Annotated in this window: 21 protein-coding genes; 5 read left to right on the plus strand and 16 right to left on the minus strand. The window is 54.9% G+C overall.

Annotated elements, in window-relative coordinates; genetic code table 11:
* The coding region (locus ACR0CG_RS21935; protein WP_480527510.1) for a hypothetical protein at nucleotides 1-715 on the plus strand (715 nt) is incomplete at its 5' end.
* Nucleotides 716-1,045: 330 nt separating this feature from the next.
* Here the strand turns inward: ACR0CG_RS21935 and ACR0CG_RS21940 are convergent.
* The 5 genes from ACR0CG_RS21940 to ACR0CG_RS21960 all read right to left on the minus strand — a co-directional run bounded on the left by ACR0CG_RS21940 (nucleotide 1,046) and on the right by ACR0CG_RS21960 (nucleotide 5,810).
* The gene (locus ACR0CG_RS21940) at nucleotides 1,046-1,909 is read right to left on the minus strand and encodes a sugar phosphate isomerase/epimerase family protein (protein WP_170680659.1); all 864 of its coding nucleotides are present in this window, start codon (nucleotides 1,907-1,909) and stop codon (nucleotides 1,046-1,048) included.
* 14 nt (nucleotides 1,910-1,923) lie between these two features.
* Nucleotides 1,924-2,814 carry an NAD(P)-dependent oxidoreductase gene (locus ACR0CG_RS21945; RefSeq protein WP_170680662.1) on the minus strand — a complete coding sequence of 297 codons (891 nt, stop codon included), beginning with the start codon at nucleotides 2,812-2,814 and terminating at the stop codon, nucleotides 1,924-1,926.
* Between the two features lie 149 nt (nucleotides 2,815-2,963).
* On the minus strand, nucleotides 2,964-4,244 hold the full coding sequence (locus tag ACR0CG_RS21950) for a TRAP transporter large permease (RefSeq protein ID WP_170680665.1): 1,281 nt from the start codon (nucleotides 4,242-4,244) through the stop codon (nucleotides 2,964-2,966).
* Nucleotide 4,245: 1 nt separating this feature from the next.
* The gene (locus ACR0CG_RS21955; RefSeq protein ID WP_170410378.1) at nucleotides 4,246-4,749 is read right to left on the minus strand and encodes a TRAP transporter small permease; all 504 of its coding nucleotides are present in this window, start codon (nucleotides 4,747-4,749) and stop codon (nucleotides 4,246-4,248) included.
* 65 nt (nucleotides 4,750-4,814) lie between these two features.
* On the minus strand, nucleotides 4,815-5,810 hold the full coding sequence (locus ACR0CG_RS21960; RefSeq protein WP_170680675.1) for a TRAP transporter substrate-binding protein: 996 nt from the start codon (nucleotides 5,808-5,810) through the stop codon (nucleotides 4,815-4,817).
* 168 nt (nucleotides 5,811-5,978) lie between these two features.
* On the opposite strand from ACR0CG_RS21960, the gene ACR0CG_RS21965 reads away from it, so the two are divergent.
* Complete coding sequence (locus ACR0CG_RS21965) at nucleotides 5,979-7,016, plus strand: LacI family DNA-binding transcriptional regulator (RefSeq protein ID WP_170680677.1); 1,038 nt, start codon at nucleotides 5,979-5,981, stop codon at nucleotides 7,014-7,016.
* Between the two features lie 3 nt (nucleotides 7,017-7,019).
* Here the strand turns inward: ACR0CG_RS21965 and ACR0CG_RS21970 are convergent, their stop codons facing one another.
* Nucleotides 7,020-8,063, minus strand: a complete 1,044-nt coding sequence (locus tag ACR0CG_RS21970) for a LacI family DNA-binding transcriptional regulator (RefSeq protein WP_170680680.1) — start codon at nucleotides 8,061-8,063, stop codon at nucleotides 7,020-7,022.
* Between the two features lie 222 nt (nucleotides 8,064-8,285).
* Here ACR0CG_RS21970 and ACR0CG_RS21975 point away from each other — a divergent pair, with 222 nt between their 5' ends.
* Genes ACR0CG_RS21975 through ACR0CG_RS21985 form a run of 3 tightly spaced genes read left to right on the plus strand, consistent with a single transcriptional unit; the run spans nucleotide 8,286 to nucleotide 10,422 of the window.
* The gene (locus tag ACR0CG_RS21975; RefSeq protein ID WP_480527512.1) at nucleotides 8,286-9,260 is read left to right on the plus strand and encodes a fatty acid desaturase; all 975 of its coding nucleotides are present in this window, start codon (nucleotides 8,286-8,288) and stop codon (nucleotides 9,258-9,260) included.
* A 27-nt stretch (nucleotides 9,261-9,287) separates the two neighbouring features.
* Nucleotides 9,288-9,602: a MocE family 2Fe-2S type ferredoxin gene (locus tag ACR0CG_RS21980; RefSeq protein WP_170680686.1), complete on the plus strand. Its 315-nt coding sequence runs from the start codon at nucleotides 9,288-9,290 to the stop codon at nucleotides 9,600-9,602.
* A 4-nt stretch (nucleotides 9,603-9,606) separates the two neighbouring features.
* Nucleotides 9,607-10,422: a 3-methyl-2-oxobutanoate hydroxymethyltransferase gene (locus ACR0CG_RS21985; RefSeq protein WP_170680689.1), complete on the plus strand. Its 816-nt coding sequence runs from the start codon at nucleotides 9,607-9,609 to the stop codon at nucleotides 10,420-10,422.
* A gap of 613 nt (nucleotides 10,423-11,035) precedes the next feature.
* Here the strand turns inward: ACR0CG_RS21985 and ACR0CG_RS21990 are convergent.
* From ACR0CG_RS21990 to ACR0CG_RS22035, 10 genes are all read right to left on the minus strand, one after another.
* Nucleotides 11,036-12,799: a CDC27 family protein gene (locus ACR0CG_RS21990; RefSeq protein WP_170816677.1), complete on the minus strand. Its 1,764-nt coding sequence runs from the start codon at nucleotides 12,797-12,799 to the stop codon at nucleotides 11,036-11,038.
* 778 nt (nucleotides 12,800-13,577) lie between these two features.
* Nucleotides 13,578-15,248 (minus strand): amidohydrolase, encoded by a 1,671-nt coding sequence (locus ACR0CG_RS21995; RefSeq protein ID WP_170680695.1) that lies wholly within the window; start codon nucleotides 15,246-15,248, stop codon nucleotides 13,578-13,580.
* A gap of 29 nt (nucleotides 15,249-15,277) precedes the next feature.
* Nucleotides 15,278-16,498, minus strand: a complete 1,221-nt coding sequence (locus ACR0CG_RS22000; RefSeq protein WP_170816676.1) for a serine hydrolase domain-containing protein — start codon at nucleotides 16,496-16,498, stop codon at nucleotides 15,278-15,280.
* Nucleotides 16,499-16,607: 109 nt separating this feature from the next.
* Entirely contained in the window at nucleotides 16,608-17,639 is a 1,032-nt protein-coding gene (locus tag ACR0CG_RS22005) for an extracellular solute-binding protein (protein ID WP_170680699.1), read from the minus strand.
* A 50-nt stretch (nucleotides 17,640-17,689) separates the two neighbouring features.
* Nucleotides 17,690-18,520, minus strand: a complete 831-nt coding sequence (locus ACR0CG_RS22010; RefSeq protein ID WP_170680702.1) for an ABC transporter permease — start codon at nucleotides 18,518-18,520, stop codon at nucleotides 17,690-17,692.
* On the minus strand, nucleotides 18,513-19,469 hold the full coding sequence (locus tag ACR0CG_RS22015) for an ABC transporter permease (protein ID WP_480527517.1): 957 nt from the start codon (nucleotides 19,467-19,469) through the stop codon (nucleotides 18,513-18,515). Before ACR0CG_RS22015 ends, ACR0CG_RS22010 begins: the two co-directional genes overlap by 8 nt.
* The gene (locus ACR0CG_RS22020; RefSeq protein ID WP_170680707.1) at nucleotides 19,469-20,530 is read right to left on the minus strand and encodes an ABC transporter ATP-binding protein; all 1,062 of its coding nucleotides are present in this window, start codon (nucleotides 20,528-20,530) and stop codon (nucleotides 19,469-19,471) included. Before ACR0CG_RS22020 ends, ACR0CG_RS22015 begins: the two co-directional genes overlap by 1 nt.
* Nucleotides 20,531-20,644: 114 nt before the next feature.
* The gene (locus tag ACR0CG_RS22025; RefSeq protein WP_170680710.1) at nucleotides 20,645-21,421 is read right to left on the minus strand and encodes a helix-turn-helix domain-containing protein; all 777 of its coding nucleotides are present in this window, start codon (nucleotides 21,419-21,421) and stop codon (nucleotides 20,645-20,647) included.
* Nucleotides 21,422-21,637: 216 nt separating this feature from the next.
* A protein-coding gene (locus tag ACR0CG_RS22030) for an IS5 family transposase (protein ID WP_170680713.1) occupies nucleotides 21,638-22,395 on the minus strand; the annotation gives its coding sequence in 2 pieces (ribosomal slippage) (nucleotides 21,638-22,074 and nucleotides 22,074-22,395; 759 coding nt in all).
* A 339-nt stretch (nucleotides 22,396-22,734) separates the two neighbouring features.
* Nucleotides 22,735-23,531, minus strand: a 797-nt coding sequence (locus ACR0CG_RS22035; protein ID WP_480527519.1) for a glutathione S-transferase family protein, incomplete at its 5' end; no start/stop codon positions are given.

Here is a 23,531-nt window from a genome sequence, read left to right on the forward strand (position 1 = left end):
CTCATCTCCACTCCTTGGCGGTTACGATGAGCCAGAAACCCTCTCTTATCAAATCTACTTAAACTGTCCCATTGGTGCTGACGTCAGACAACTGCCACACGATGATTTTGCAGAGCTGGTCCGGTTGCGTCGCGACGCCAATGTGGGCCCACTGGCCTATTCTGCTTATCTGGAACAACTGGCCAAGCGCTCTCGTAATGACCTGTCCCGGTATGATGGTTTCTATCACGAGTATTCCTATACCATGACTTACCCGGGAATGATCTTGCGGACTCTGGTGCGACTGTCGACAGAAGGAGGTGTTACGCGTTACTCGCGCATCGAAAACATGGCGATCAAGGGCCGGGACAAGGCCCGTATGCATGGTCGCTATAACGGGCTGGCATTCTACCTAAACGACCGCATCTTTCAGGTCGATTTCGATGCCATCACGGGCGAAGAAATAAGTCAGACAATTCTATATCCCAATTTCAAGAACCGTCACAATCGGCTTCCCGGTCTGAAACTCGGCGTCTCGACCAGCAGTTCCAGAGAGCCGCTTTGCGCGCGCGTTCTCTATTGTTTCCTCGGAAAAGAAACCAACATCAAGGACGCTCTCAAGGCTTGTGCCGTCTTTGAACCCGATGACCCGGAAATTGACAGATCAATCGAACTGATGGTGCGAAACACGATGAACACCGACGACTCTCACTTTCGAGTAATGAGTGATTTGTAGGGTCAATAAAATCGATGTTGCGGAAAAAACTGGATTCGGTGCAGCTCGATATCTCGAGGTTTCATACCCAAGCCAAAGAACAAAATTTGCTGCCCAAGATTCTCCGGGATGCCCTAGCGACCGCCTTTCGCTGCGACTCGATTGCCGAAAGAACTTTTTTCGAGCAAATGATGCGACATCTCCTGAAACGTCCCGCAGAACTAGATCTTTTGACCGTAATTCGGTTTTCACCGGAAAACCAAAACAGACCCGCCTGGCGACGGGTCTGTGTTTCGGCCGAACAATGTGTTGGGAGGAACATCGACTGGCCGTTGTGGTCTCGCCAGAGGTTCAACCAAAATGCTTTTTGAAGCGATCAATGCAGCAACGGAAACCGTCTTCGAAGTTTCCGTTACCGGGGTGGTAGACACTTTCGAATGATATCACCCCATCATAGGCGTCGGTTTTCAAAGCATCCGCCATCGGCTGAAACTGATCGGCCAGTTGGCCTTCGCCCATTTGTTTGACCGTCAATGTTGCGCGGGGCGTGTCGACTTGAACGTCCTTGATGTGGATGTGCCCGAGATAACCATCTTTTACTTCGTCATACCCAGCAGGGAATGCCTGCTCATGACACCAGCAATTGTTGGCCGGGTCCCAAAGTACCTTCAACGTGTCCTTGGCATCCAGATCATCAATCAGCTTACGGGCGGTGTAATTCGAATTCACCATGGTCCCGTTGCCCGTTTCGACGACCAAAATCACACCGCCGTCCTTGGCAACGTCAATCGCAGGTGCGATCAGGGGCAGCATCGCGTCCCATGCGCCTTTGGCGACGTTCCATTTTTCTGCACCTCCGGACCCCCACAGAATCTGCTCTTTCTTCGGGGTCATAATGCGCACCAATGGGCTGCCGACCACATGTGCCATGTCGATCACGCGCTTCAAAGCATCCATATGCTTGCTGTGCAGGTCGTCCCCTGGTTTGTTCGCCCCGGTCATTCCCGCGAAGATGTGGCGCGACAGACAGGATACAGGCTTGCCCCGATCCCGAAGCAGCGTGTCAATTTCCCTGATCTCATCAGCAGAGTGATCGCCAACCTCCGTATCGCCGACAAATTGCAGTTCGGCATATTCGAGGTCAAACTCATCCATCACATCGACCGCGTGTTTTAGGTCGCGACTGATGCCATCACAGATAACGCCAAGTTTCATGTAATTGTCCTTTCTCAGCGATGCAACTCAGCGCCGACAATGTCTTCGATCACGCGGGTGCAGGCCCAGTTGTCGCCATCGGGGAATTTGGTTTTGCCAGCATGGAAAATCTGCATGGCAGATGAAGCAGTATGCATTGGAACGCCCAGCTCTTCGGCCAGATCCAGCGAGATGGTAAGGTCCTTGTGCATCGTACCGATGCCCGAACCGGTGTTTTCGAATTTACGGTCGATTATGTTCTCCAGCGCAGTATTGGTGCATCCGCACCCCGCGCCAGAGGTCGAAAAGACCTTGAACAGGTTTTCGCCCTTTACGCCCGCCTTGGCGGCAAGAACCGACGCCTCAAATGTTGCCGAAAAGATTGAACCGATCAGAGTTTGCAGACATGCTTTTACGGTCTGACCTTGGCCTGGCTCGTCCCCTACGCGGTGAATGGTGGCCGAGACCGCCTCCATCACTGGTTGGAATTCGTCCAGTACGGCATCGGGGGCCGCGGCCATCATGGTAAGAGTGCCGCCCTGAGCGCCTGGAAATCCGCCAGAGACAGGGCTGTCGATCAGGTGGATGCCCGAACCGGCCATGGCCTCACCAATCTCGCGGGTCTCACGCGGTTTGATCGTAGCTGTCAGAATGACCGCCCCACCTTGCGCCATATGACGGACCAGACCGTCTTCACCAAGAATGACGGCTTTGGCCTGATCGCCATTCATGACCATAACATAGATTGCATCCGCGTTGGCCCCCACATCTGCCACGCTGGTAGCAGGCACTCCGCCCATTTCACTCAGCGTCTTCAGTCGCGCCTCGCTCAGATCAAACCCCGTGGTTTCGAACCCGTTTTTGATGAGGTTCTTGGCCAGCCCGCTGCCCATATCCCCTAATCCAATGACACCTGCACGTTGCATAATTGTCTTCCTAATGTGTCGTCCGGCTAGGCCGGGGTTGAGGTTTGGCGCCCCAATTTCCGGGGCGTCGATGTGTGCGGGGGTTTCAGGCTTTGGCTGACCAAGGCCGGGCAGGTCCGGAAGACACCCCGCTGCCCAATTCCGTGTGGCTACGGACCCATGACCGCGTCCGGTATCCACATGACCAGTTGCGGGAAGATCGCGATCAGAATCAGCACCACCACATTTGCCAGCAGGAACGGCGCGGCCCCGACGAAAATCTCTCCGATCGGCATACGGCAGATTGCAGCGCAGACATTCAGGCAATTTCCTACTGGCGGTGTGCATGCACCAACCGCGAGACCCGAGACCATCACCACACCAAAATGCACACCAGACACGCCCAGCTTTTCAGCGACCGGCAATAGAACAGGTGTCAGTAAAAGAATGGCAGGGCTGACGTCGATAAATGTGCCCGCCATCAGGATCAATATTGCTGTCAACACCATGAACGCGACCGGACCAAGCCCAAGACCGGAGACAAAGTCGGCCAATTGATTGGGCACACGTTCCAGCGCCAGCACAGTGATGAACACCTGACTGAACGCGATGATCATCATGATCTTGGCCGACATGATGATGGCGTGGCGCATGGCTCCAGGCAGTTCTTTCAGAACACCAAATCCGACGATGAACAATCCGATGATCAGGCCATACACTACAGCAGCTCCGGCTGTCTCGGTCGGGGTAACAAAGCCGAAGACCACCGAACCTACGATCAAGATTGGCATCAGCGCCACGGCGGCAGAACGTCTGGCCTGCCGCCCGGCTTCGGCCAATGTGAACGGTACGTCCTCGGTCGGGTAATCGTTCATCTTGGCCAGCAACCACACCACGATCAGCTGAAGTAAGCCAACCATGATGCCGGGAATGATCCCGCCCAGAAACAGGCGACCGACGCTCTCTTCGGCGGCGACGGCGTAGATAATCATGGGAACAGACGGCGGGATGATCATGCCCATAGTGGACGAGGCAACCGTGATCCCCGCTGCGAAACTCTTGGGGTAACCTCGTTTCTCCATCTCAGGAATCAGCACGGACCCGATTGAAGCAGTATCCGAGGCAGAAGAACCTGAGATGCCACCAAAGATCATCGAGCCCACGACGTTGACCAATCCCAGCCCACCTTTCAACCGACCGACGAAGAACATGGACAGGTCCAGCAGGCGTCGCGTGATGCCTCCGGAGTTCATCACCAGTCCCATCAGGATGAAGAAGGGCAGTGAAACCAGCGGGTAATTGTTGATGCCGGAAAAGAAACGCTGCACAACGAAACCTGTCGCCGCGGGGGCCTCGATCAGGAAATACGCCAGTGATGCCAGTCCGAGAGAATAGGCAATAGGAACTCCACAGACCAACAATATTCCAAGCGTAGCAAAAAGGATCAACATGTCAGTCCTCCGGCATCCAGAGAACATCGATGGAATCCCGACCGCCCAGAGTCAGAACCACACGAACAAAGCAATAGAACACGGCAATCGAACAGGAGATCGGAACAATGATGAACACATAAGCCTGAGGCATCCCGAAGGGTTGCCACATGTTTTTCCCCGGCCCTGCGATCCAATCGATGGACAGCCAGACCAAAGCCGCGTTCATCACTCCCACGAGGACAAGCCCTGCCACGTAGAAGGCCATTTTGACGTAGTAGGGCATCATGTCGATGAAGAATGTGATCGCGATATGCTCGCGCTTCGTAATCGCGACGGCACCGCCCAAGGCCGAGGTGCAAAGAAACGCAATCTTGACCTGTTCGTCGACACCGTAGATCGCCATGTCAAAGGGGCGCATCAGGACTTTGGTGACGACAATCACCAGAAACACCCCGAACAGCACGACCATCAGCGCTTCGATAACGCGCGTCAGTACACGGTCAATTGCAGAGAGCGTATCCATAAACCGGTTCCGTTAAGAAGGGAATCCGGGCGCGTAGTTAAGGCGCCCGGAATTGCTGTTTCAGATCAGCCGCAAGACGCCGCTGCAGCACGGGCAGCGTCGATATCATCCATCGTGAAATGACCTGCGTCGATCATCTGTTGATAGACCGGCGCAACGGCTTCCTGAAAACCAGCCAATGCTTCTGGCGTCAGTTCGTTGATCTCCATGTGCTTACCGAGTTCGCCGACGATGTTCGTTTCGGCATCGCGATACAGCTTGTCCGACATCGCCATCGCTTCGACCGCAACCTCGTCAAAGGTGGCCTGAAGGTCTTCGGGCAAACCGTCATACCATGCCTTGTTGACGATCAAAGGATCGGGGCCGGTCATGTGGTTCGACAAGGTCAGATACTTCTGGACTTCGTGAATGTTAAAGTCCCAGATGTTTTGCGGCGGGTTGTGCTGACCGTCGATCACACCTTGTTTGAACGCCTGATATGCTTCGGAAAACGGCATAGCGACCGGAACAGACCCGATGGCCGTGCCCGTGGCGATCATCAGATCAGATTGCGGTTCGCGAATGCGCAGACCTTGCAGATCGCCAACCGAGGTTATTGGCTGAACGTTGTTGGTATAGGCCCGGAACCCTTGGCTGATACCTGTGGCGGGGACGTGATATCCGTTCGCCTCAGCACGGGCCTGAACGCCCTTGGTGAAGTCCGAACCCACCAGACATTCCATTTCATCCCAATTCGCGACAAGGAATGGCAACTGATATAGGTTGAATGCCCCGGACGCGTCGGCAAAGAAACCGCCACGCGTGCCCTGCAGCAAACCGGCCGTCACCTGATCCATCATTTCACGCTCATTACCAAGCGCCGCACCAAAGAAGTTCTCGACTTCGATGCGACCGTCCGTACGTTTTTCAAGTTCGGTCTTGAACCAGTCCATGGACTGCGAACGGATCGAGGTTTCTGGTTGCTCGTTGCCATATTTAAAGGTGAAGTCCGCCGCCAGTGCTGTACTGGCCGTTATTATTAGGCCGGTTACCCCGACCAGTAATTTAGCTGTGTAGGTCATGTTATCCTCCCTGAACGGGACTCGATCCCGTTGCATGACGTTGGGATAAGCCCCGCCACAATTCGGGGGCAAGAAAAATAGCATCAAATGACGGTAATGATGGTTTTTGATGTTCTATAAAGATCATTTGAGGATGCTTTTGATCGGAAATGATGTTAGCAGGGGTCTATGAGCGATGAAGCTGTAATAATCCCAAAGAAGGCACGCGTCTCCGAGATTGCGAGGATTGCGGGGGTCGGCACCGCTACGGTTGACCGGGTTTTGAACAACAGATCTAACGTAAAGCCTGAGACCCGCCAGCGTGTTTTGCAGGCCAAGCACGCGATTGAATCCGGCGCTCAATTAGACCAGCCTGCGCGACCCTGGCGGCTGAAGATATTTCTGCCAGAGGAAGCCGGACCATCGACAGAATTTCTGGGCGACTGTTTTCAGAATGTTTTCACCAATGGCCGCGCCACCGTCGAGTGTGTGTTTTCCACGAAACTGGAACCATCTGTGTTGGCTCGAAAACTGAGAGCCTGCGCCGGGCAGGGAATTGATGCAGTTGGCTTTCAGGCTTTGGATGATCCGCGGGTGCGCGACGCTGTCGAAGAGCTGCACGGTTTGAATATTCCATGCATACCTGTCGTTTCCGATCTGATCAGCCCGGTTCTGGGCCAATTTGTCGGGACGGACAATATGGCCGCAGGGCGAACAGCGGCCTACTTTATGGGTCGAATGCTACGGCAATCCGGAACCGTCGGCGTGATTTCCGGTGACCAACTGTATCGCAGTCATTCGGATCGAGAGATGGGGTTTCGGTCGGCCTTGCGAAGGGATTTCAACCATCTCCGCGTTGTGGGCACCTATATCGGCCACGATGATGTGCAGGAAAATCGCGAGGTGGTGGGCCAGATGCTGGACGAGCATCCTGGGCTGCTAGGCATTTATAACGTTGGCGGTGGCAACGAAGGCATTGTGGCGGCTCTGGCTGATCGCGATTTGACGGGAGAAATCATGCTGATCGGCCACAACCTTACGCCGAAGACGAGAAACTACCTGCTGGACGGATCAATGGATCTTGTCATCCATCAGAATATGCAACGGATCGCCGAACAAGCCGTTCAAACCCTAATCGCGACACTGGAAAACCGCTCCCATCAGGCAGAGGTCGTTCCAGTTGAAGTCATCACCCGTGAAAACATCAACGGTGCCACTTTCGGCTGATGTTCACAAGTTTTCTGATGTGCAGAGATCGAAGGGAATAACCCCAACCTGTTCCTGAATTGGTTTTCCAGTCAGACACCGAGACATCATCTGAGTCACGCGATCAGCAACCTGATCCAGCGGATTGTTGATCACCAAATCGATGCTGCCATCGGCAAGCGCAGCTTCGGTAACCGGTGTCCGTTCATGGCAGATGTAGACAACTTCCCGTGATTGCCCTGCCTCGCGCAGCGCTTTCAATGCTCCGGTCACTCCGCCTCCGCAATGATAGATGCCGGAGAGGTCTCTGTTGGCCCGCAGCAATTCTGCTGTCGCTTCATATGCGACCGCGGCGTCATCCAGATACACCACGGAGTCTCGAAGCGGTTTCTGCGATGCAAATTCGCGCATGTAGCTTCTGAACCCGCTCTCAAGCGCTTCGTGCCCCAGATACCTGTGCGACCCGATAAGGATGCCAACCGCGCCTTCAGTTCGATCAAGACGAGCCATCGCCCAACCTGCCGTCCGCCCCGCCTTTCGACTGTCGATCCCGACATAGGCAGTAATGTGAGGCGAAGACAGGGGCGAGAGCAATGCAATGACAGGGACATCCGCGCTGGCGATTGCACGATTGATCTCCGGGTGATCAATCGCAACCAAGCCTATGGCGTCTACTTTGCCGCGCATTTCGTCAATCGCAGTTGCAAGCTCGGACGGCGACAGGCTTTCTACATACCGGACCACAACATTTGCCCGGATACTGCGCAACTGCTCTGATTTTTGCTGCAACTCGATTGCCAATTCGCGATAAAACCACTTGCTTTCCTTTTGAAGAATAAAGCCCAGCCGTTTTGCTGGAGCCATCTCCTCAATCCGGCGCCGCAACAATCCTGCCGAACGATACCCCAACGCTTCTGCCGCTGAAAGAACCCGCGCAGATGTCGCCGCAGTAACCGGCGCGCGCGCATTCAGAACGCGGTCTACTGTTGCGACGCCTACCCCCGCCTTTTCTGCGACGTCTTTAAGTGTGACACGGGCCATAGCACGCTCCATGATAAAACGTATCATCTATTTTACAGAATATTCTGAGAGAAATGATAGAAAATATCACGACAGGTTTGACGTTTCAGGCGCCCTTCGGTTCTGCTCGGCAACAGCAATGTAGAAAAGGAACCTGATGTGCTGAAGGACAATACCCTTCCTTGGCGGGATTATTCGCTGACGGGCCGGGACAGCGGTCCAAGCTTTGCACCTAAACAGTGGTATTCTACTCCAGTCCCCCGGAAACGGATGAAGGAACTGATGAAGCGCCGCGATGCTCCGGCCCTGATCGACTACGGGATCTGGCTGGGATTTGTGTTGGCAACCGGTGCTCTGGTCATTCTGACCTGGGGTACGTGGTGGGCAGTGCCGTCTGTCATCCTCTACGGGGTGTTTTATGGATCCTGTGCCGACAGCCGTTGGCATGAATGCTGCCATGGGACTGTATTCAAAACGCCTTGGCTGAACACTGCAGCCTATCAGCTGGCCTCATTTATGTCGCTGAAAAACCCCTATCTTTGGCGGTGGAGCCATACACGCCATCACACGGATACGGTGATCGTCGGAAAAGACCCCGAGATTGCGTTTCCCCGGCCTCCGCATCCGCTCAACATCCTATGGAACATGCTGCATCTGCAATCTGGCTGGAATGAATTGAAGAAGATGTTTCGGTTGTCGGCTGGTCGTATGACCAAAGATCAGAAAACCTTCCTCATCGAAGCCGACCGTTCTAAGGCGTTCTTGGCGTCGCGTGTTCACCTCGCAATCCTCGCAATGACATTTGCTTTGGCAATGGTGCTGCAATCATGGCTGCCCATTGTGCTGATCGGCGGACCGACGTTTTATGGTTCGTGGCTGCATCACTTGCTGGCATCACTGCAGCATGCCGGGCTGGCAGAAGACGTCCCGGATCACCGATTGAACTCGCGAACCGTCTACATGAACCGGTTCTTCCGCTTCGTATATTCGAACATGAACTACCATGTCGAACACCACATGTATCCGATGGTTCCATTCTACAATCTCCCGGACTTGCACGAAGAAATCAAAGGCGATTGCCCACCAGCGTACGCGGGAACACTGACCGCGTTTCGCGAAATGCTCCCAGCCATCCTGATCCAGCGGCGCGATCCGTTCTACTTTGTCGACCGCAAGCCGTTGCTGCCCAAGGACGCTAACCCCAGCCCAGAATACACTCGACCAACAGCCATAGCGGCCGAGTGACCCACTCCCCGGAATACAGGAAAGCCCATGACGAACTGGACCCGCGCCTGCGCTTGCGATGACATCGAAACCGAAGATCTAATCCGTTACGACAATGGCGATCGTACCTTTGCCATCTACCGAAGCCCGGAGGACGAATTTTACTGCACCGACGGCCTGTGCACCCATGAAGAAGTGCATCTGGAAGACGGTCTGGTGATCGATCATCTGATCGAATGCCCCATGCACAACGGCCAATTCGACTATCGCACCGGCGAGGCAAAGCGCTCACCGGTCTGTGTGAACCTGAAAACCTACCCCGTTAAGGTCGAAGGCGGAGATGTCTTTATCGATATCGGGTGATGCCATGAAACGGATCTACGACTGGGATGCGAAGTTCTCACTTAGAAACTACACCGCTTCCGACCTTCGTGCGCTAAAGGGTATCCGCAAGCTGGTTCAGACGACGGCGAATACAACCGAAGAGGCAGCAGCCGCGAAAGATGCCGGAATTGATTTGATCATGGGCAATGCCCACAACACGTCTACCGTGCGTCAAGGCGCGCCTGAATTGTTCTTCACTGCTGCACTTGGTCTTCCGGACTTTGCGACGGAAAGGGACGTCTTGACCGCCGCGTTTGCGGCCATGAAGGATGGTGCCGACAGCATCTACACGGCAAGAGGGCCGCACATTGTTGAACTTTTAGCGCGCGAAGATATCCCCGTGATGTGTCATCTTGGCCTGGTTCCTCGCAAATCCACTTGGCGGGGCGGCCTGCGCGCCGTTGGTAAGACTGCGGACGAGGCTATCGCGCTTTGGAATGCGTTTCGCTCAATGGAAGATGCCGGAGCCTTTTCGGTAGAGGCTGAAGTTATCTGCGACCGAGTAATGGCTGAGATTTCCGCCCGCACATCTCTGATAACGTCCTCACTCGGATCGGGCCCCAGTGCAGACATTATCTACCTATTTCAAAATGACGTATGCGGGGAGCAACCCGAAAGCCCGCGCCACGCACGCGCCTTTGGTGATCTCAATTCACTATATGAACAGATAAAACACCAACGCCGAGTTGCACTTACGGCGTTCAGGGAATCTGTTGAAGAGGAGCAATTTCCAGGCCCATACGAGTGCGCAACAATCTCGGACGCGGAGTTTGAAAGTTTTATTACACGACTAAAATAATCTATTTGGCTAAGGAAAGTTGCACCCAGAACCACATTTTGAGAACTGGAATTATCACCCATCGATGATCGATGTACGTTGGTCCCCATTCGCGACGGGTAGCAAAGAATTTTGTAATCGCAGTGCAAGTACCTTTCCCGCCCGACCAGCAGGGCGTTGTCGTCGCAACCCGCCAGCAGCTGTCGTTCGAGCAACCGCAGCGAATTCGGACTTTGTTCGCTCCTCGATGTTCAGACCCGTTTGCGGCGAAAGTGAGATTTGAACCTTGCGGGATTTTTCGCCCATGAATGACCGCAAACGAGGAGTCCTCTGCGATGCAACAAATGGCGTGCCGCGCCTGCGTGGGGTTTCTGCGTCAGCAACAGCCACATTTGCAAAAGGCGGCTCCGTCCGCATAGTAGTCGTTCAGCAGATTTTTGCGAATGTCCGCTGCCGTTCAATGCAGAACTTCAGGCGAAAATTCTCGGAATGACCACCGATAATGACCGCTATCCGTTCCTGAGCCGTCATCTGACTGAAAGACTCAGATGACCGCTTCGAGCCCAAAGCGGTATTTCAATGACGGTCAAGTGTAGGTGCCGAACTCGCCAGCATACCCTTCTAGGCGGCGATATTAGGTGCTCGTTTTCCTCCACCCCGCTTTTCGGAGACCCTCTATGACGTGGTTCGCGTCATCTAAGTTACGGAATACGCTGGGAAGAATGTCGATCTCCATATTGATTCGGCCAGGGTCAATGCGTTCCGCGTCATTAATCGCTTCCCGCGCCTCGTCCAGTAGCTCCAAATGACCCAATGCAGATGCTAACACGATATGGGCAAAGGCGTGTTCCACACGTCTGCCGATTGACTCGCGTGCATATTGAACAGCCAAATGGTGATCTTTCGCGGTCAAATAAGAGCGCGCAATCATGTTAATGTAGAAGTGGGCGTTGGGATCATGGGGGTTTAGTTGCAGGGCCCTCTCTATACTGAGAATGCCATCATTGGGAGATCCTGCGAACGAAAGCGCATTACCAAGGATGGCGTGTGCCAGTGCGTTGCTGGGGTTCAAGGTCACTGCGCGTCTGCAGCAGGTCAGGCATCTCTCATGCTCTCCTTGGCGCAAGTAGACGGTTCCCAACACAGCATGAGCGTATGAATCGGTATCGTCTAGTTCAATTGCTTTGGAGGCGGCCGAGATCGCTTTTGACAAGACTTCTTCTCGGTTTGCCGCCTGCCAGATGGCGACTTCTGCGTGATAGCTAAATGCAAGCGACGCATAAGCTGAGCCAAACTTCGGGTCTGCTAAGATTGCTTTGCGAAAAAACTGACGGGCGGTAGCGTTTGCCTCCCTAGTTGTTTTGTAGAAATAGGACATACCACGCTGATGCAGATCCCAAGCACCGGCAACATTGGCTTGGTATGAGAGACGCCTTCGTTCTGCCTTCTCGAGTTCGGGGACAATACACGCTGCGATCTTCTCGGTTATCTCGTCTTGTAGCTCAAAAACGTCGATTAAGTTGCCGTCAATCTTCTCCGCCCAGACATGATGCTCGGTGGCTGTGTCGATCAGCTTCGCCGAAACCCGCACACGATTGTCAGCCTTTCTGACACTGCCCTGCAAGACATAACGAGCTCCAAGAGAGACCGCCACATTTTGGATGTCGATCGGTTTACCCTTGAACGCGAACGAGGAGTCACGCGCGATTACAGGGAACGAACGCCAATAAGAGAGTGCCGTAATGATGTCATCGGTTAACCCGTCAGCAAAGTATTCCTGATCTGGGTCCCCAGTTAGATTAATCAGCGGAAGCACGGCGAGGGTGGGTCGTGTAAACAAGTCCAGGGTGTTTTCCTGTAGATCGGATGCTGTGTTTGACGCGAGTCGAAATACCCGAATTGGTTCACCTATGTTTTTGAGATGATGATAGCCGAGATCTTCGAATGTCAGGTCTACTTTGTTCTTCAAATGACGATGGGCCTCACCAGAAAAAGTTACACCGCCAGGATCGGATAGCGCTTCCAATCGGGCGGCGATATTTACTCCTTCGCCGAACACGTCGTCACCGTCGACAATGATGTCGCCGACGTTGATACCCATTCTGAATTGCACCTGTCTGACTCGGTCAGGGCTGATAGATATCCGAAGTTCTTCCTGGATTTCCCATGCACACTGCGCTGCATCGACTACGCTTTGAAACTCCACGAGCAAACCGTCGCCCATCTCCTTAACGACCCGTCCGCCGTGCGCAGAAATCTTCGGGAAAAGAGTATCGCGAAGTGTAGCCTTTAGACTTCTAAGCGTACCGACTTCGTCGCGTTCCATAAGGCGACTGAAGCCGACAACATCTGCAGCGAGTATGGCCGCAAGGCGTCTATGAGTCCCTTTGCCAAGCATACTTCAGTATAACTTAGAGTATGTGACCTCGAGCAAACCATTTGATCGACGCAAGAATTACAGTGGTGCCTGAATTGAAATCGGCACCCTAAATTTGTGTCGATTCAGTCCGCACAGCGGTCATTCAGGCGGAGCGCGGCGAAAGACGGCTCAGAGCCGAAATGGTCATCAGTTTGGAAGACACGCTTGAGGGCGCAGCAAATGACTGACTTTAGCCTGCGACCATCTCTACTCAATGTGCGATAATTGCACTGTCACAACCACAATGGGGGCACGTGACTGAAAAGGAAAAAGACCGGCGCAAATGCGCCGGTCAGTCCAACAGGGAGAATGCAGAGTTGACCTCTGCATTGTGAAGTCACCACATAGGTTTGGCGTTAGTTGGACCTCTTTGTGGATTATTGTGCGTTTGTGGCTTCTTTGCCGACACAACAAAATACTGAACTTCAGACGATGGCTGCTCCGTCCGCGACTCCGACATAGCCCTATTTTTGGCCGCCGTCCGCCCCCGCGCGAAGCGGTCGTTCATGGTCGGGGTTTCGAAAGTTTTCCGCTGAACGTCGGCAATACGCTTATAACCAGTCACCTGAACAAAAGACCTGAATGACCGGGTCGAGCCCAAACTGGACCTTGCTTCTTGGCGCAGCATCCTCCGCAGTGGGCGGGAAGTAGTCATTCGCTGCGCTCGAGGCCAAGGTCTGATTTGCTGCGAAATGCCGACAATCGTCGCGGCCTAAAAGAAGTTCTCTAAGCACTAATACAATCGATGCTTAGCATTTCAAGCTGTATGCGAAACGGCGCCTCCACAAACGGTCACAGCAATGCGCGCATTTGCTAATTGGTTTTCCTCAATCGAAAACAGGTCCTGTTCGAGAATGGCAATGTCGGCCAGATATCCCGACTTCAGACGGCCCTTTTGATCCTCGTTGAACTCCAGCCACGCATTGTCATGCGAATAAGCGGAAAGCGTGGCCATAAGGCTTTGACGGTTGTCCTGCCAGGGCGATGGCAGCTCATTGCAGTTTACCGCTCCGGCAATCGTCATCATTGTGTCGACGGGAACGACTGGCCAATCCGTCGAGAAACAAATCTTGGCGCCACTCTCGCGTATTTTGTTCCACGCGAACGCAAAAGGGATTTGCTCGGTTGTCAGAATATCTCCGGCCGAATAGGGAGAAAACAATCCTCCAGCGGGTGAATGCAATGGTTGAAGAGAGGCAACGACATCGAGGGCTGCCAGACGGGGCAGATCCAAGGGGTCTATCACCTCGATATGCTCGATCCGGTGTCTGGAATCCCGTGCGCCGTTGGCACTGCGCGCAGCCTCGTAACCGTCCAGCGTGCGTCGAACGGCGCCGTCGCCAATTGCGTGCGTGCTGAGTTGCAAACCCATTGCATCAGCGCGAATGCAGGCTTCGTTAAAGTGTTCGGCACTGAATACAGCATCGCCGAGGCTTTCCGGCTTGCCCGGATACGGCGCGAGCATCAGTGCTGTGTAGCTGTCCAGCACGCCATCCATGAACATCTTTACGCGCCCTGACCAAACCATATCCGACGCAAAGCGACGGCGCATTTCATCGGCCTCTTCCAACCGATCCAGAGGGTCGGTGTTCTTAAGGTGCATGGGCACCTGAACACGGATCGGAAGTCGCCCCTCGGCCTCAAGTTCACTTAGCAGCTCAAGTTGATAGAAGTTGCCGTCCATATTGTGCAACCCCGTGATCCCGTGGGATGCGCAGTGCTTCAGGCCACGCAGTATGACTTCCTTGTCAAAGGCGCGTTCCTCTGGTGTTGCGGGTGGCACGGGGTCCGCTCCTGTAACATACCCCAGAAGATCGCGCCCTCCCAGTTGCGACAGGCGCAGGACAGGGCCAAAAGCACCGGTTTCGTTCAGTTGACCTTGTGCGGTACCATCCCCAGCCATCACGATTTCCGAACCGGGGGGAACGACGCCGCCGTGAAGAATGCCCGCCTTTTCCAAGGCAATTGTGTTTGCCCAGACGGTGTGGTGGTCGGCCGACATTAACGCAACCGGGCGCTTGGACAGGATGCGATCCAGATCTTGCCGTGTCGTTGTGACGCCGGGGCCAAGAATTTCGTAGTCGGCGGCGACCCCCATAAGCAAAGGTTCGTCGGGGTGCTCGGCCGCAAAGGCTCGCAATGCGTTTGTCAGAGCATCCGCGCCTGTCGTTTCGCGCAGGTCCAACATGCCCAACTCGGCCGCTCCACCGAAAAGGTGGACATGGCTATCAATAAAGCCAGGCATGACGGTGCCGCCCGCAGCGTCGATGATTTTGGTTCCATTCCCAGCCAGAGTACGGATGTCGTCGGTGTTTCCAACAGCCACAATTATGCCGCCCTGAATTGCCAGGGCCGAAGCCTTCGACGTGGCGTCGTCAAAGGTCAGGAGAGAACCGTTGAGGATGATCAGATCAGGTGTTGGCGACATGCGGCCTCTTGTGTCAGTGATGGTTTGAACTACTCAAGCGCGCGAATGATTGCCTCGCAGGCACGCACGGCATCGTGGCTAAAGGACTGGATCAGATAGTCGGGCCAGCTGGAAAGCTTGACGATAACCACGTCCGCGGTCAGGTCAATGAAGATCAGTTGACCAAAAACTCCGCGCGCCATGAACACGCCGCGCCTCGGGTCGTGAACCCACCAAAACCTTCGGTATGCCCCTTGAGGGGACAGCACGTCATACGGGTCACCGTGCTTTGAAGGGTCCGCTCCCGAACAAATCCCAGAAACCCAGCTTTCCGGCACTACTTGCTGGTCACCGACCTTGCCACCATCAGCCATCATGCGGCCAAAGCGGGCATAGTCCCGAAGAGTCGCGTTGAACCCGCCGTCAGCGAGTGCTGTCTTGGCGTCGTCTACAGTGAAAAAGCCCGAATGCACGCAGCCAATCTTTTGCCAGATCCGGCTGGACAAGAGCGAAGCAAGGTCTTCGCCGCTCACACGTTCCAAGGCCCAGGCGATGACATCCGTCTCAATCGAGCGGTAAGAAAACGCCTGCCCATGGGGTCTTTCCCGGGGCAAAGTTAGAATAACATCCCGAATGGTAGGTTTGATTTCTCCCTTGCGAACCGGGCGCCAGCCCGACGCCACATCTACGCGTGTCATGTCACTATCCGGAAAGCCATAATCCTCGGTAAAGCGCACGCCGGATTGCATATCGAGCGCCTGATCTACAGTGCATCCGGCATAGCCGGTCCCAGCAAGTTCCGGTACGATATTGTCAAGCGGCTCCGAGAGGTCCAGCTTGCCTTCACCGTGAAGCACACCGGCCAGAGAGCCGATCAGGGATTTGGAGACAGATTGCCCCAAATGTGCGGTGTCCGGAGTAAAGTCGTTGGCATATATCTCGGTTAAAAGCCGGTTGCCTTTCAACACTAGGAAGCCATCCGTGTAGCTCTCAGTCAGCCAGTTCCCGACCGATAGTTGGCGGTCGTCAAAGGTCTGAAACTCCGTATCCAGCAGGTCACGGGGCGCCTGTATCAGTTCTCGGGCATTCGGGCCCGGACGAACATCGACCGTGGGAAACAGACTACGCATGTTCTGGAAGGTCCAGCGGTTGAACGGGGCGAGGTCCCAGTTCTCGAGAGACGGGCGTTTCTCAGGCGGGGGCGGGAAACCCTGCATGATGCCGATCTCACGCGCTGTTTTGGGCCTGGGGCCGGATTTGCTGTTTTGCATTTTCCATGCTCCCGCAAGGTGACCCAAACAGGGGCCGCAGTCAGGTTGATAAAACTTTGGAAGGGGTCGGCCCGACCAGAGATGGGCCGACCACAGGTGACTTTTAAGTTTATTGCTTAAGGCGGGTCCAAACCTGGTTGTACAGGTCCACAACGTCTTGGTCGCAAGGCTTCACAAAGTCGGGTACCGGTGCCCCTGCAGGCATCACGATTTCAGGCGCGTCGAGCATCTCGGCATCCATGAATGCCTCGGAACCTTTGATCCCGTTGGCATAACGCGCAAAGTTCGAGGTCATTGCAGCGTTTTCCGGGTCCATCATGAAGTTCACGAAGAGCTTTGCGTTTTGCATGTTGGGTGCGTCGGCAAGAATCGCGACGTTATCCATCCATCCGGTGAACCCCTCCTTTGGATAGGCGTACTGCAAGGTCGGGCGATCCGCCCGGGCGCGCATGGCCGCGCCGTTCCAGCTTTGCGACAGGTCCACATCTTTCGACGTCAGCTTTTCGATCACCGCATAATCCATGGTGCGCCAGTCACCCTTGGCATTTTCGAGCAGTGCCATCAGCTCTTTCATCTGATCGGGATTGGAGTTGCAACGCGGATAGCCTAGGTAGCGCAGGCCGGCGTTGATCACATCATTCATGTCATTCAGCATGTTGATACGGCCCTTAAGCTCTTCGGGCGTATCGAAGATCAGGCCAAGCGTGTCTATGTCACCGCTGTAGACCGCGCTGTCGACCGTAAAGCTGGTCGTACCCCACTGATATGGGACCGAATACTTGCGACCCGGATCCCAGTATACATCGACCCAGTTCGGGTCCATGTTATTGAAGTTGTCCATTTCGGAGGCATTGATCTCGGCCAGTAAGCCTTCGCCTACCATAATCGCGATCATGTAGTCGCCAGGAACAACAACATCATAGCCGGTGTTGCCCTCTTTGACCTTGGCCAGCATGGTTTCATTGCTGTCATAGCTGTCCAGCGTGACCTCAATATCGTATTGGGCTTCGAATTTCTCGATCATCTCTGGGTTGGTGTAGTTCCCCCAGTTATAGATGTTCAGTTTGCCTTCGGCATGCGCTCCTGCCGCGCTGAGCGCCAGGGCCGAGATGGCTGCGGCTTTGAGAAGAGTGTATTTCATTTTGTTCTCCGTTGAGATTGATGGCGTCCCGCAGCAGCGCGGGCTTCTTGTTATTTTCGTTTGCGTTGCAGAAAGAAGGTCAGGGCGACCATGGCGATGGTCACTCCGATCAGGATGGTCGAAACGGCGTTGACCTCTGGCGTTACGCCGCGACGGATTTGGCCCAAAATATAGATGGGCAAGGTGGTTTCACCCGGTCCGGCCACCAGAAGCGTGATGATGACGTCGTCAAGAGAGACTACAAAGGCCAGCATCGCCCCCGCCATAACACCGGGCATCAAAAGCGGCAGCGTCACATAGCGGAATGTCTGCCAAGGCGTCGCGTACAAATCAGCGGCGGCGGCTTCGTAAGTCACGGACAAATCTGACAAACGCGCGCGGATCGGCATGTAAGCAAAGGGCACGCAGAAAACTGTGTGCGCGAGGATCAGCCAGCCGATCCCAGTAACACCCGTGAGCTGGCGCAGGATCGAAAAGAAGGCCAGCGTCGCAATCGCCGTGACGATCTCGGGGATCATCAAGGGCTGGTTTATGAGCGCAATAGCCGCAGAACGGCCGCGATAAACATCGCCGCGCGTTGTCGCCAGTGCAGCCATTGTGGCAATGATAGTGGAAAACACGGTCGCGGTGAGAGCGACCTGTACCGAGATCATTGCCGACCGTCGGATGTCATCGTTTTCCAAGGCCGCCGCGTACCAGCGCAAGCTGAACTCGGTCCAGCGCACAACAGAGCGGTTATCGTTGAACGAGAACACGACCAGGACAGCAATCGGTGAGTAGAGAAACAACAGAACCAGCCAGGACATGCCGGTGAACAGGGGTTGCCGGCGTAGTTCGCGCACGTCTGTCGACGGCCGGAAGAGTGACGACAGTTTAGCCATGTCCACTCACCTTCGAAGCACCTGCCCGCAAGCTGACAAGAAGCGCGATTAACACGACTGCCATCAGGATCAGTGCAGCAGCGGCGCCAAAGGGCCAGTTGCGGCCCGAACCGAACTGCAGGGCAATCAGGTTGCCGATCATCAGTTTCTTGCCACCGCCGAGCAGTTCCGGCGTGATGTAGGCCCCAAGCGCCGGGATCAGCACTAGAACGCAGCCCGCGACAATGCCCGGACGGGTAATCGGTATAATGATGTGGCGGAACACCTGCGTGCGTGTGGCATAGAGATCATGCCCTGCCTCAAGCAGCGAAAAGTCGAACTTCTCCAGCGAGGCATAGATCGGGAGGATCATGAAAGGCAGGTAGCTGTAGACCAGCCCGGCCAGTACCGCGCCGTCGGTGTACAACATCTCGATCGGCTCGCTGATCAGGCCGATGTTCATCAGCGTCAGGTTCACAAAACCCTCGTCCCGTACGATCAGAAGCATCGAGTACGTACGGATCAACAGGTTCGTCCAAAACGGCAGAGTGATGGCGAACAGCCAGAAATTGCGTTGTTCCTGCGAGCGGGCCGCAATGAAGTAAGCAACAGGAAACCCAAGGATCAGGGTTCCAATCATAGTGGCGATGGCAAGACCAAAGGAACGCCCGAAGATCTGAAGATAGGCGCTGTTAAAGGTCAGCGTGTCATCAAAAATATCCCGCTCGAACAGGAACTGCACATAGGCGTCGTAAGAGAACGTCCATTCAACGCCGCCATAGGTCCCGGGTTCAAGGAACGAGTAAACCAGGGCGATAGAGAGAGGGATCAGTCCAAAGATACCGATAATCCCGAGCGCCGGCGCCAGCAGGAAAAGCCGCGTTCTGCGTCTTTGACGCGCGCGCTCGGCCTGCGCCGCAAGCAATCTCGACGCGGCGTCCGGCTGCGGGATATGTGCAACGCCGGCCATCAGTCTTCCAGTACATGCAGCATGGAGGTATCAAATTCGAGCCCGACGCGCGATCCGACGGGGCGCGGAGTGGAAACCTGGACGTGAACACTGACACCATCTTCCAGCCGCACAAGCATTTGCGACCCGGCCCCGAAGTAGGTGCTGTCCACGACCTCGCCACGCAAGAGCGCTGTTTCGGCACTCTCCTCGACCACACGGATCGTTTCGGGGCGCAGAGCGACATGTACGGGGCCCGGTTCGAGCAAGGTGCTGGCAGTGTGAATCGTGAGTGGTTTGCCTTCGCCAAACCGGATTTTTGCCGCGTCTCCGTCAAAGCCAAGCAACGTAGCGTTTACGATGTTGGTGTCCCCGATAAAATCCGCGACGAACCTGCTTTTCGGGGCTGTGTAAATCTCTTCCGGTGTGCCGACCTGACGTACCGAGCCTGCCGACATCACAGCGATCCGGTCCGACATCGCCAGTGCTTCCCCTTGGTCATGCGTGACAAAAACAAACGTAATGCCTGTCTCATGCTGCAGTCGCTTCAACTCGCTCTGCATTCCTTTGCGAAGTTTCAGGTCCAGAGCAGAAAGGGGTTCGTCCAGCAGCAGAACCTTTGGGCGCGGCGCCAGTGCGCGCGCCAAAGCCACGCGCTGCTGCTGCCCGCCTGACAATTGATCAACCCGGCGCGTTGCAAACTCGCCCAGCTGCACCAGGTCCAGCATCTCAGTGATGGTGCTGTCGATCTCGGCTTTCGGCCTTTTCAGCATCTCAAGGCCAAACCCGACATTGCGGGCCACACTCATGTGCGGAAACAGGGCGTAGTTCTGAAACACCGTGTTCACGGGCCGATTGTTGGGTGCCAGATGGCCAATCGACTCACCGTCCAGCGCTATTTCGCCTTCGCTTGGAAGTTCGAACCCGGCGATCAGCCGCAGTAGTGTCGTCTTGCCACAACCTGACGGGCCCAAAAGCGTGAAAAAGCTTCCTTCGGGAATGGTCAGCGACACGTCCCCTAGAGCCGTCACGGCCGCCTGACCTTCGCCAAAGCGTTTTGTCACATTCTTTACGTCGATCATGGTCTGATCCGGACACCCGCACTTGTTGTTTTGTAGAATCAGCTTAAAGCCGGGAGACTTACCCTGTGAATACCTCCAAAGGGCAGTGTGATTTGTACCCCCAAAGGGGTACGACTAATCGTTTGCCGAATGCAGAAACATTGAAAACAGGGCAGACTGGGAAGATATGCGCAGCTTTCTATAGATGTTCTTGCGATGCACTTTGATCGTCGCCGGGGAAACATCCAGCAAAAGCGCAATGGACCGCGTCGAGTGCCCGCGCAAAAGGAACTGCACGACCTCGATCTCCCGCTGTGTCAAACCTTTGCAAACCTTGTCGATGACCCCGCCGAAATCGACCTCGCTCTCGTCGAGTCGGCCTGACGAGGGGTTGCGATGGAAGTGCTGCTCGCAAAGCGCCGATATGATCGGGTGCAGGTCTGTCAACCGTTCGACATCCCGCCGCGTGAACCGGGTTTTTCCCTCGGAAGGACCGAGAGAAAGAAACAAGGTGCCGCTTGCTATTGCTACGAACACCCCGATCTCGTCCGTCAGAAACAGGGATTTGTAGTAGATCCGAAAGTAGTCGGAATTGGCAAACCTGTCCGGTGTAACGTCTCTTAGTACCATCACTGGTTCGTGGCGTTCACCAATGAAACGAACAACAAACGGGTCCAGCAGCCAGGCGCGATCAAGCCATCGGTCGACAACAACCGAGCGACGTTCCGAACGCACATTGTCATAGACATGTTCGGGCGCTTTTCCCGGGTTCAAAAGGCTGACAAACGCGCCCTTGAACGAAGCTGCCTCGCGCATGAGGTTCAACAATTCCGGCATAAAACTAGATGTGCCTACAGCCCTGATCGCCCCGGCGACTTCTTCCGCGTAAGTTGGCTTTTCGGACTTTCCCAAGTATCCCACCTGGCTAAAGGGCATTTCCTTCCCAATGTGGCTAGCCGGATTTAACTTGGCAACCTTTTCGCGCAGCTATCAGCCGGGAGAGGCGTTTTTTCGCATAGACTTGCTGAATCATGCTCAAAACCTATTCCGATACAAGATTTCAAATATTGGAGAAGCGGAAGAACAATGACTTTAAACTAAATCTCTTTAAAGGCTTAGGGTCAGGACTCATAGCCAATAGATGAGGGTAGCCGCCAGTGCGATGGCTGAGAGGAAGATCTTTGGGCACCTGTCGTATCGGGTTGCCACTCGCCGCCAATCTTTCAGCCTTCCGAACATGATCTCGATCCGGTTGCGACGTTTGTAGCGACGCTTGTCGTACATCACCGCTTTCTTCCGCTGCTTCCGGCCTGGGATGCACGCACGTATCCCTTTGTCTTTCAACGCTTCCCGGAACCAATCAGCGTCATATCCGCGATCCCCAAGCAGCCATTCGACATCTGGCAGGCTGCTCAACAATGCCCGTGCGCCGATGTAGTCGCTGACCTGCCCAGCCGTCACAAACAAGTTGAGTGGGCGTCCCTTGCTGTCGCAGATGGCATGCAACTTGGTGTTCATGCCGCCCTTGGTCCGACCGATCAGGCGTCCACGCCCCCCTTTTTGACGCCCAAACTGGTCGCTGTGCGGTGCGCCTTCAGGTAGGTCGCATCTATCATCACGGTCTTATCTTCGCCGTGCTCAGCGGCCAATCCGGCCATCATCCGGGCGAAGATGCCCTTGTCGCTCCAACGTTTCCAGCGGTTGTAGAGCGTCTTATGCGGGCCGTATTCCTTCGGTGCATCGCGCCAGCGCAAACCATTGCGATTAATGAAGACTATCCCGCTCAACACCCGCCGGTCATCGACGCGGGGTTTGCCATGAGACTTTGGGAAGAAGGGCTCAAGACGCGCCATCTGGGCGTCGGTCAGCCAAAACAGATCAGACATGTTCACCGCTCGTTTTTCGAACCGTGAATCACGCAACCCAGCAGAAATCAATGGGTCCTGACCCTAACCTAAGCATTAGCCGTCCTCTGGCAATCTTACGCCAGTTCTGAGGAACTCTTGTTCGCCGCAAAGCATCGTGTTGCGGCTGAAGCCAGTATGCTTGACGGAACCATGAACTAAAATCCTAGTATGTCCAATCCGAGATTGCCGACTGTGCCAGCGTACCCGACCAGAGAGGCTTTTTTCCTGTCGCTGGAGACGAACGCTCCACTATCAAAAGCCCATTTTGTCCAATGCCGCGCGGCGCACGAATGTCCGGTACTGGGCATTTATCAATAGTCAGGCGACAAGGCCCAGCTCTTTGTCGGTGGCTGTACCCGCATACTTTTCCCTCGGGGGCATGGGCCTTGACTGCCAGGGCGGTTCGAAGGTGAAACTTGAAACGCTGCGGCCGTCAGGCAAGGCGCCGTTTCCGGCCCCGAGCGCGTAGTCGTAGTAAAGCTTGACGATCTCTTCTTCGGTCACCTGCGCTGTTTCTGGATGCGCCATGCATGCTTCATGCCACGCTCGTACACGGTGATGGTCTTTGCCCACGGGAAGTTTGAACCCTTCGTAGTAGTCAAGGAACCAAAACCGCTTGAACATCGGGGTAAAAACAGCCTCTGCCAAACCGAAGTCCTCGAACAAGAATGGGCCAGTCGGATTATAATGGCCTAGGAAATCATCAAGGTCTCGATAGAGCGCGAGAAGTTTATTCAAATGCTCATCTCGGCGCGCCTGATCCTGATTCATGACAAAGAGATAGCCTGCCATTGTAAAGGGTCCTTCGCGGGCGATCAGCATCGACTCAATGGCGTGTTCGGCAGGATCACTGCGGCGCAATGGTGCCCCTGGTAGAGCCTCGTCAAGATAGCGCAGGATCACGAGGCTTTCTTTCAAAATAAGGCCGTCGCTGGTTTGCAGCACGGGCAAGGCTGTCGTCCCTCGGGTCTTCGCTAGCAATTCTGGATCGCGTGGCTTGGTGATGTCTACGACACGAAATTCTACGGCATCCGTCAGTCCGCGCAGCGCCAGTAGGATTTCCAGTCGCTGCGAGAAGGGACAGACGGGGATATGATAGACGATGTGTTTGCCAG

The sequence above is a fragment of the Ruegeria sp. AB8 genome (assembly GCF_056542605.1).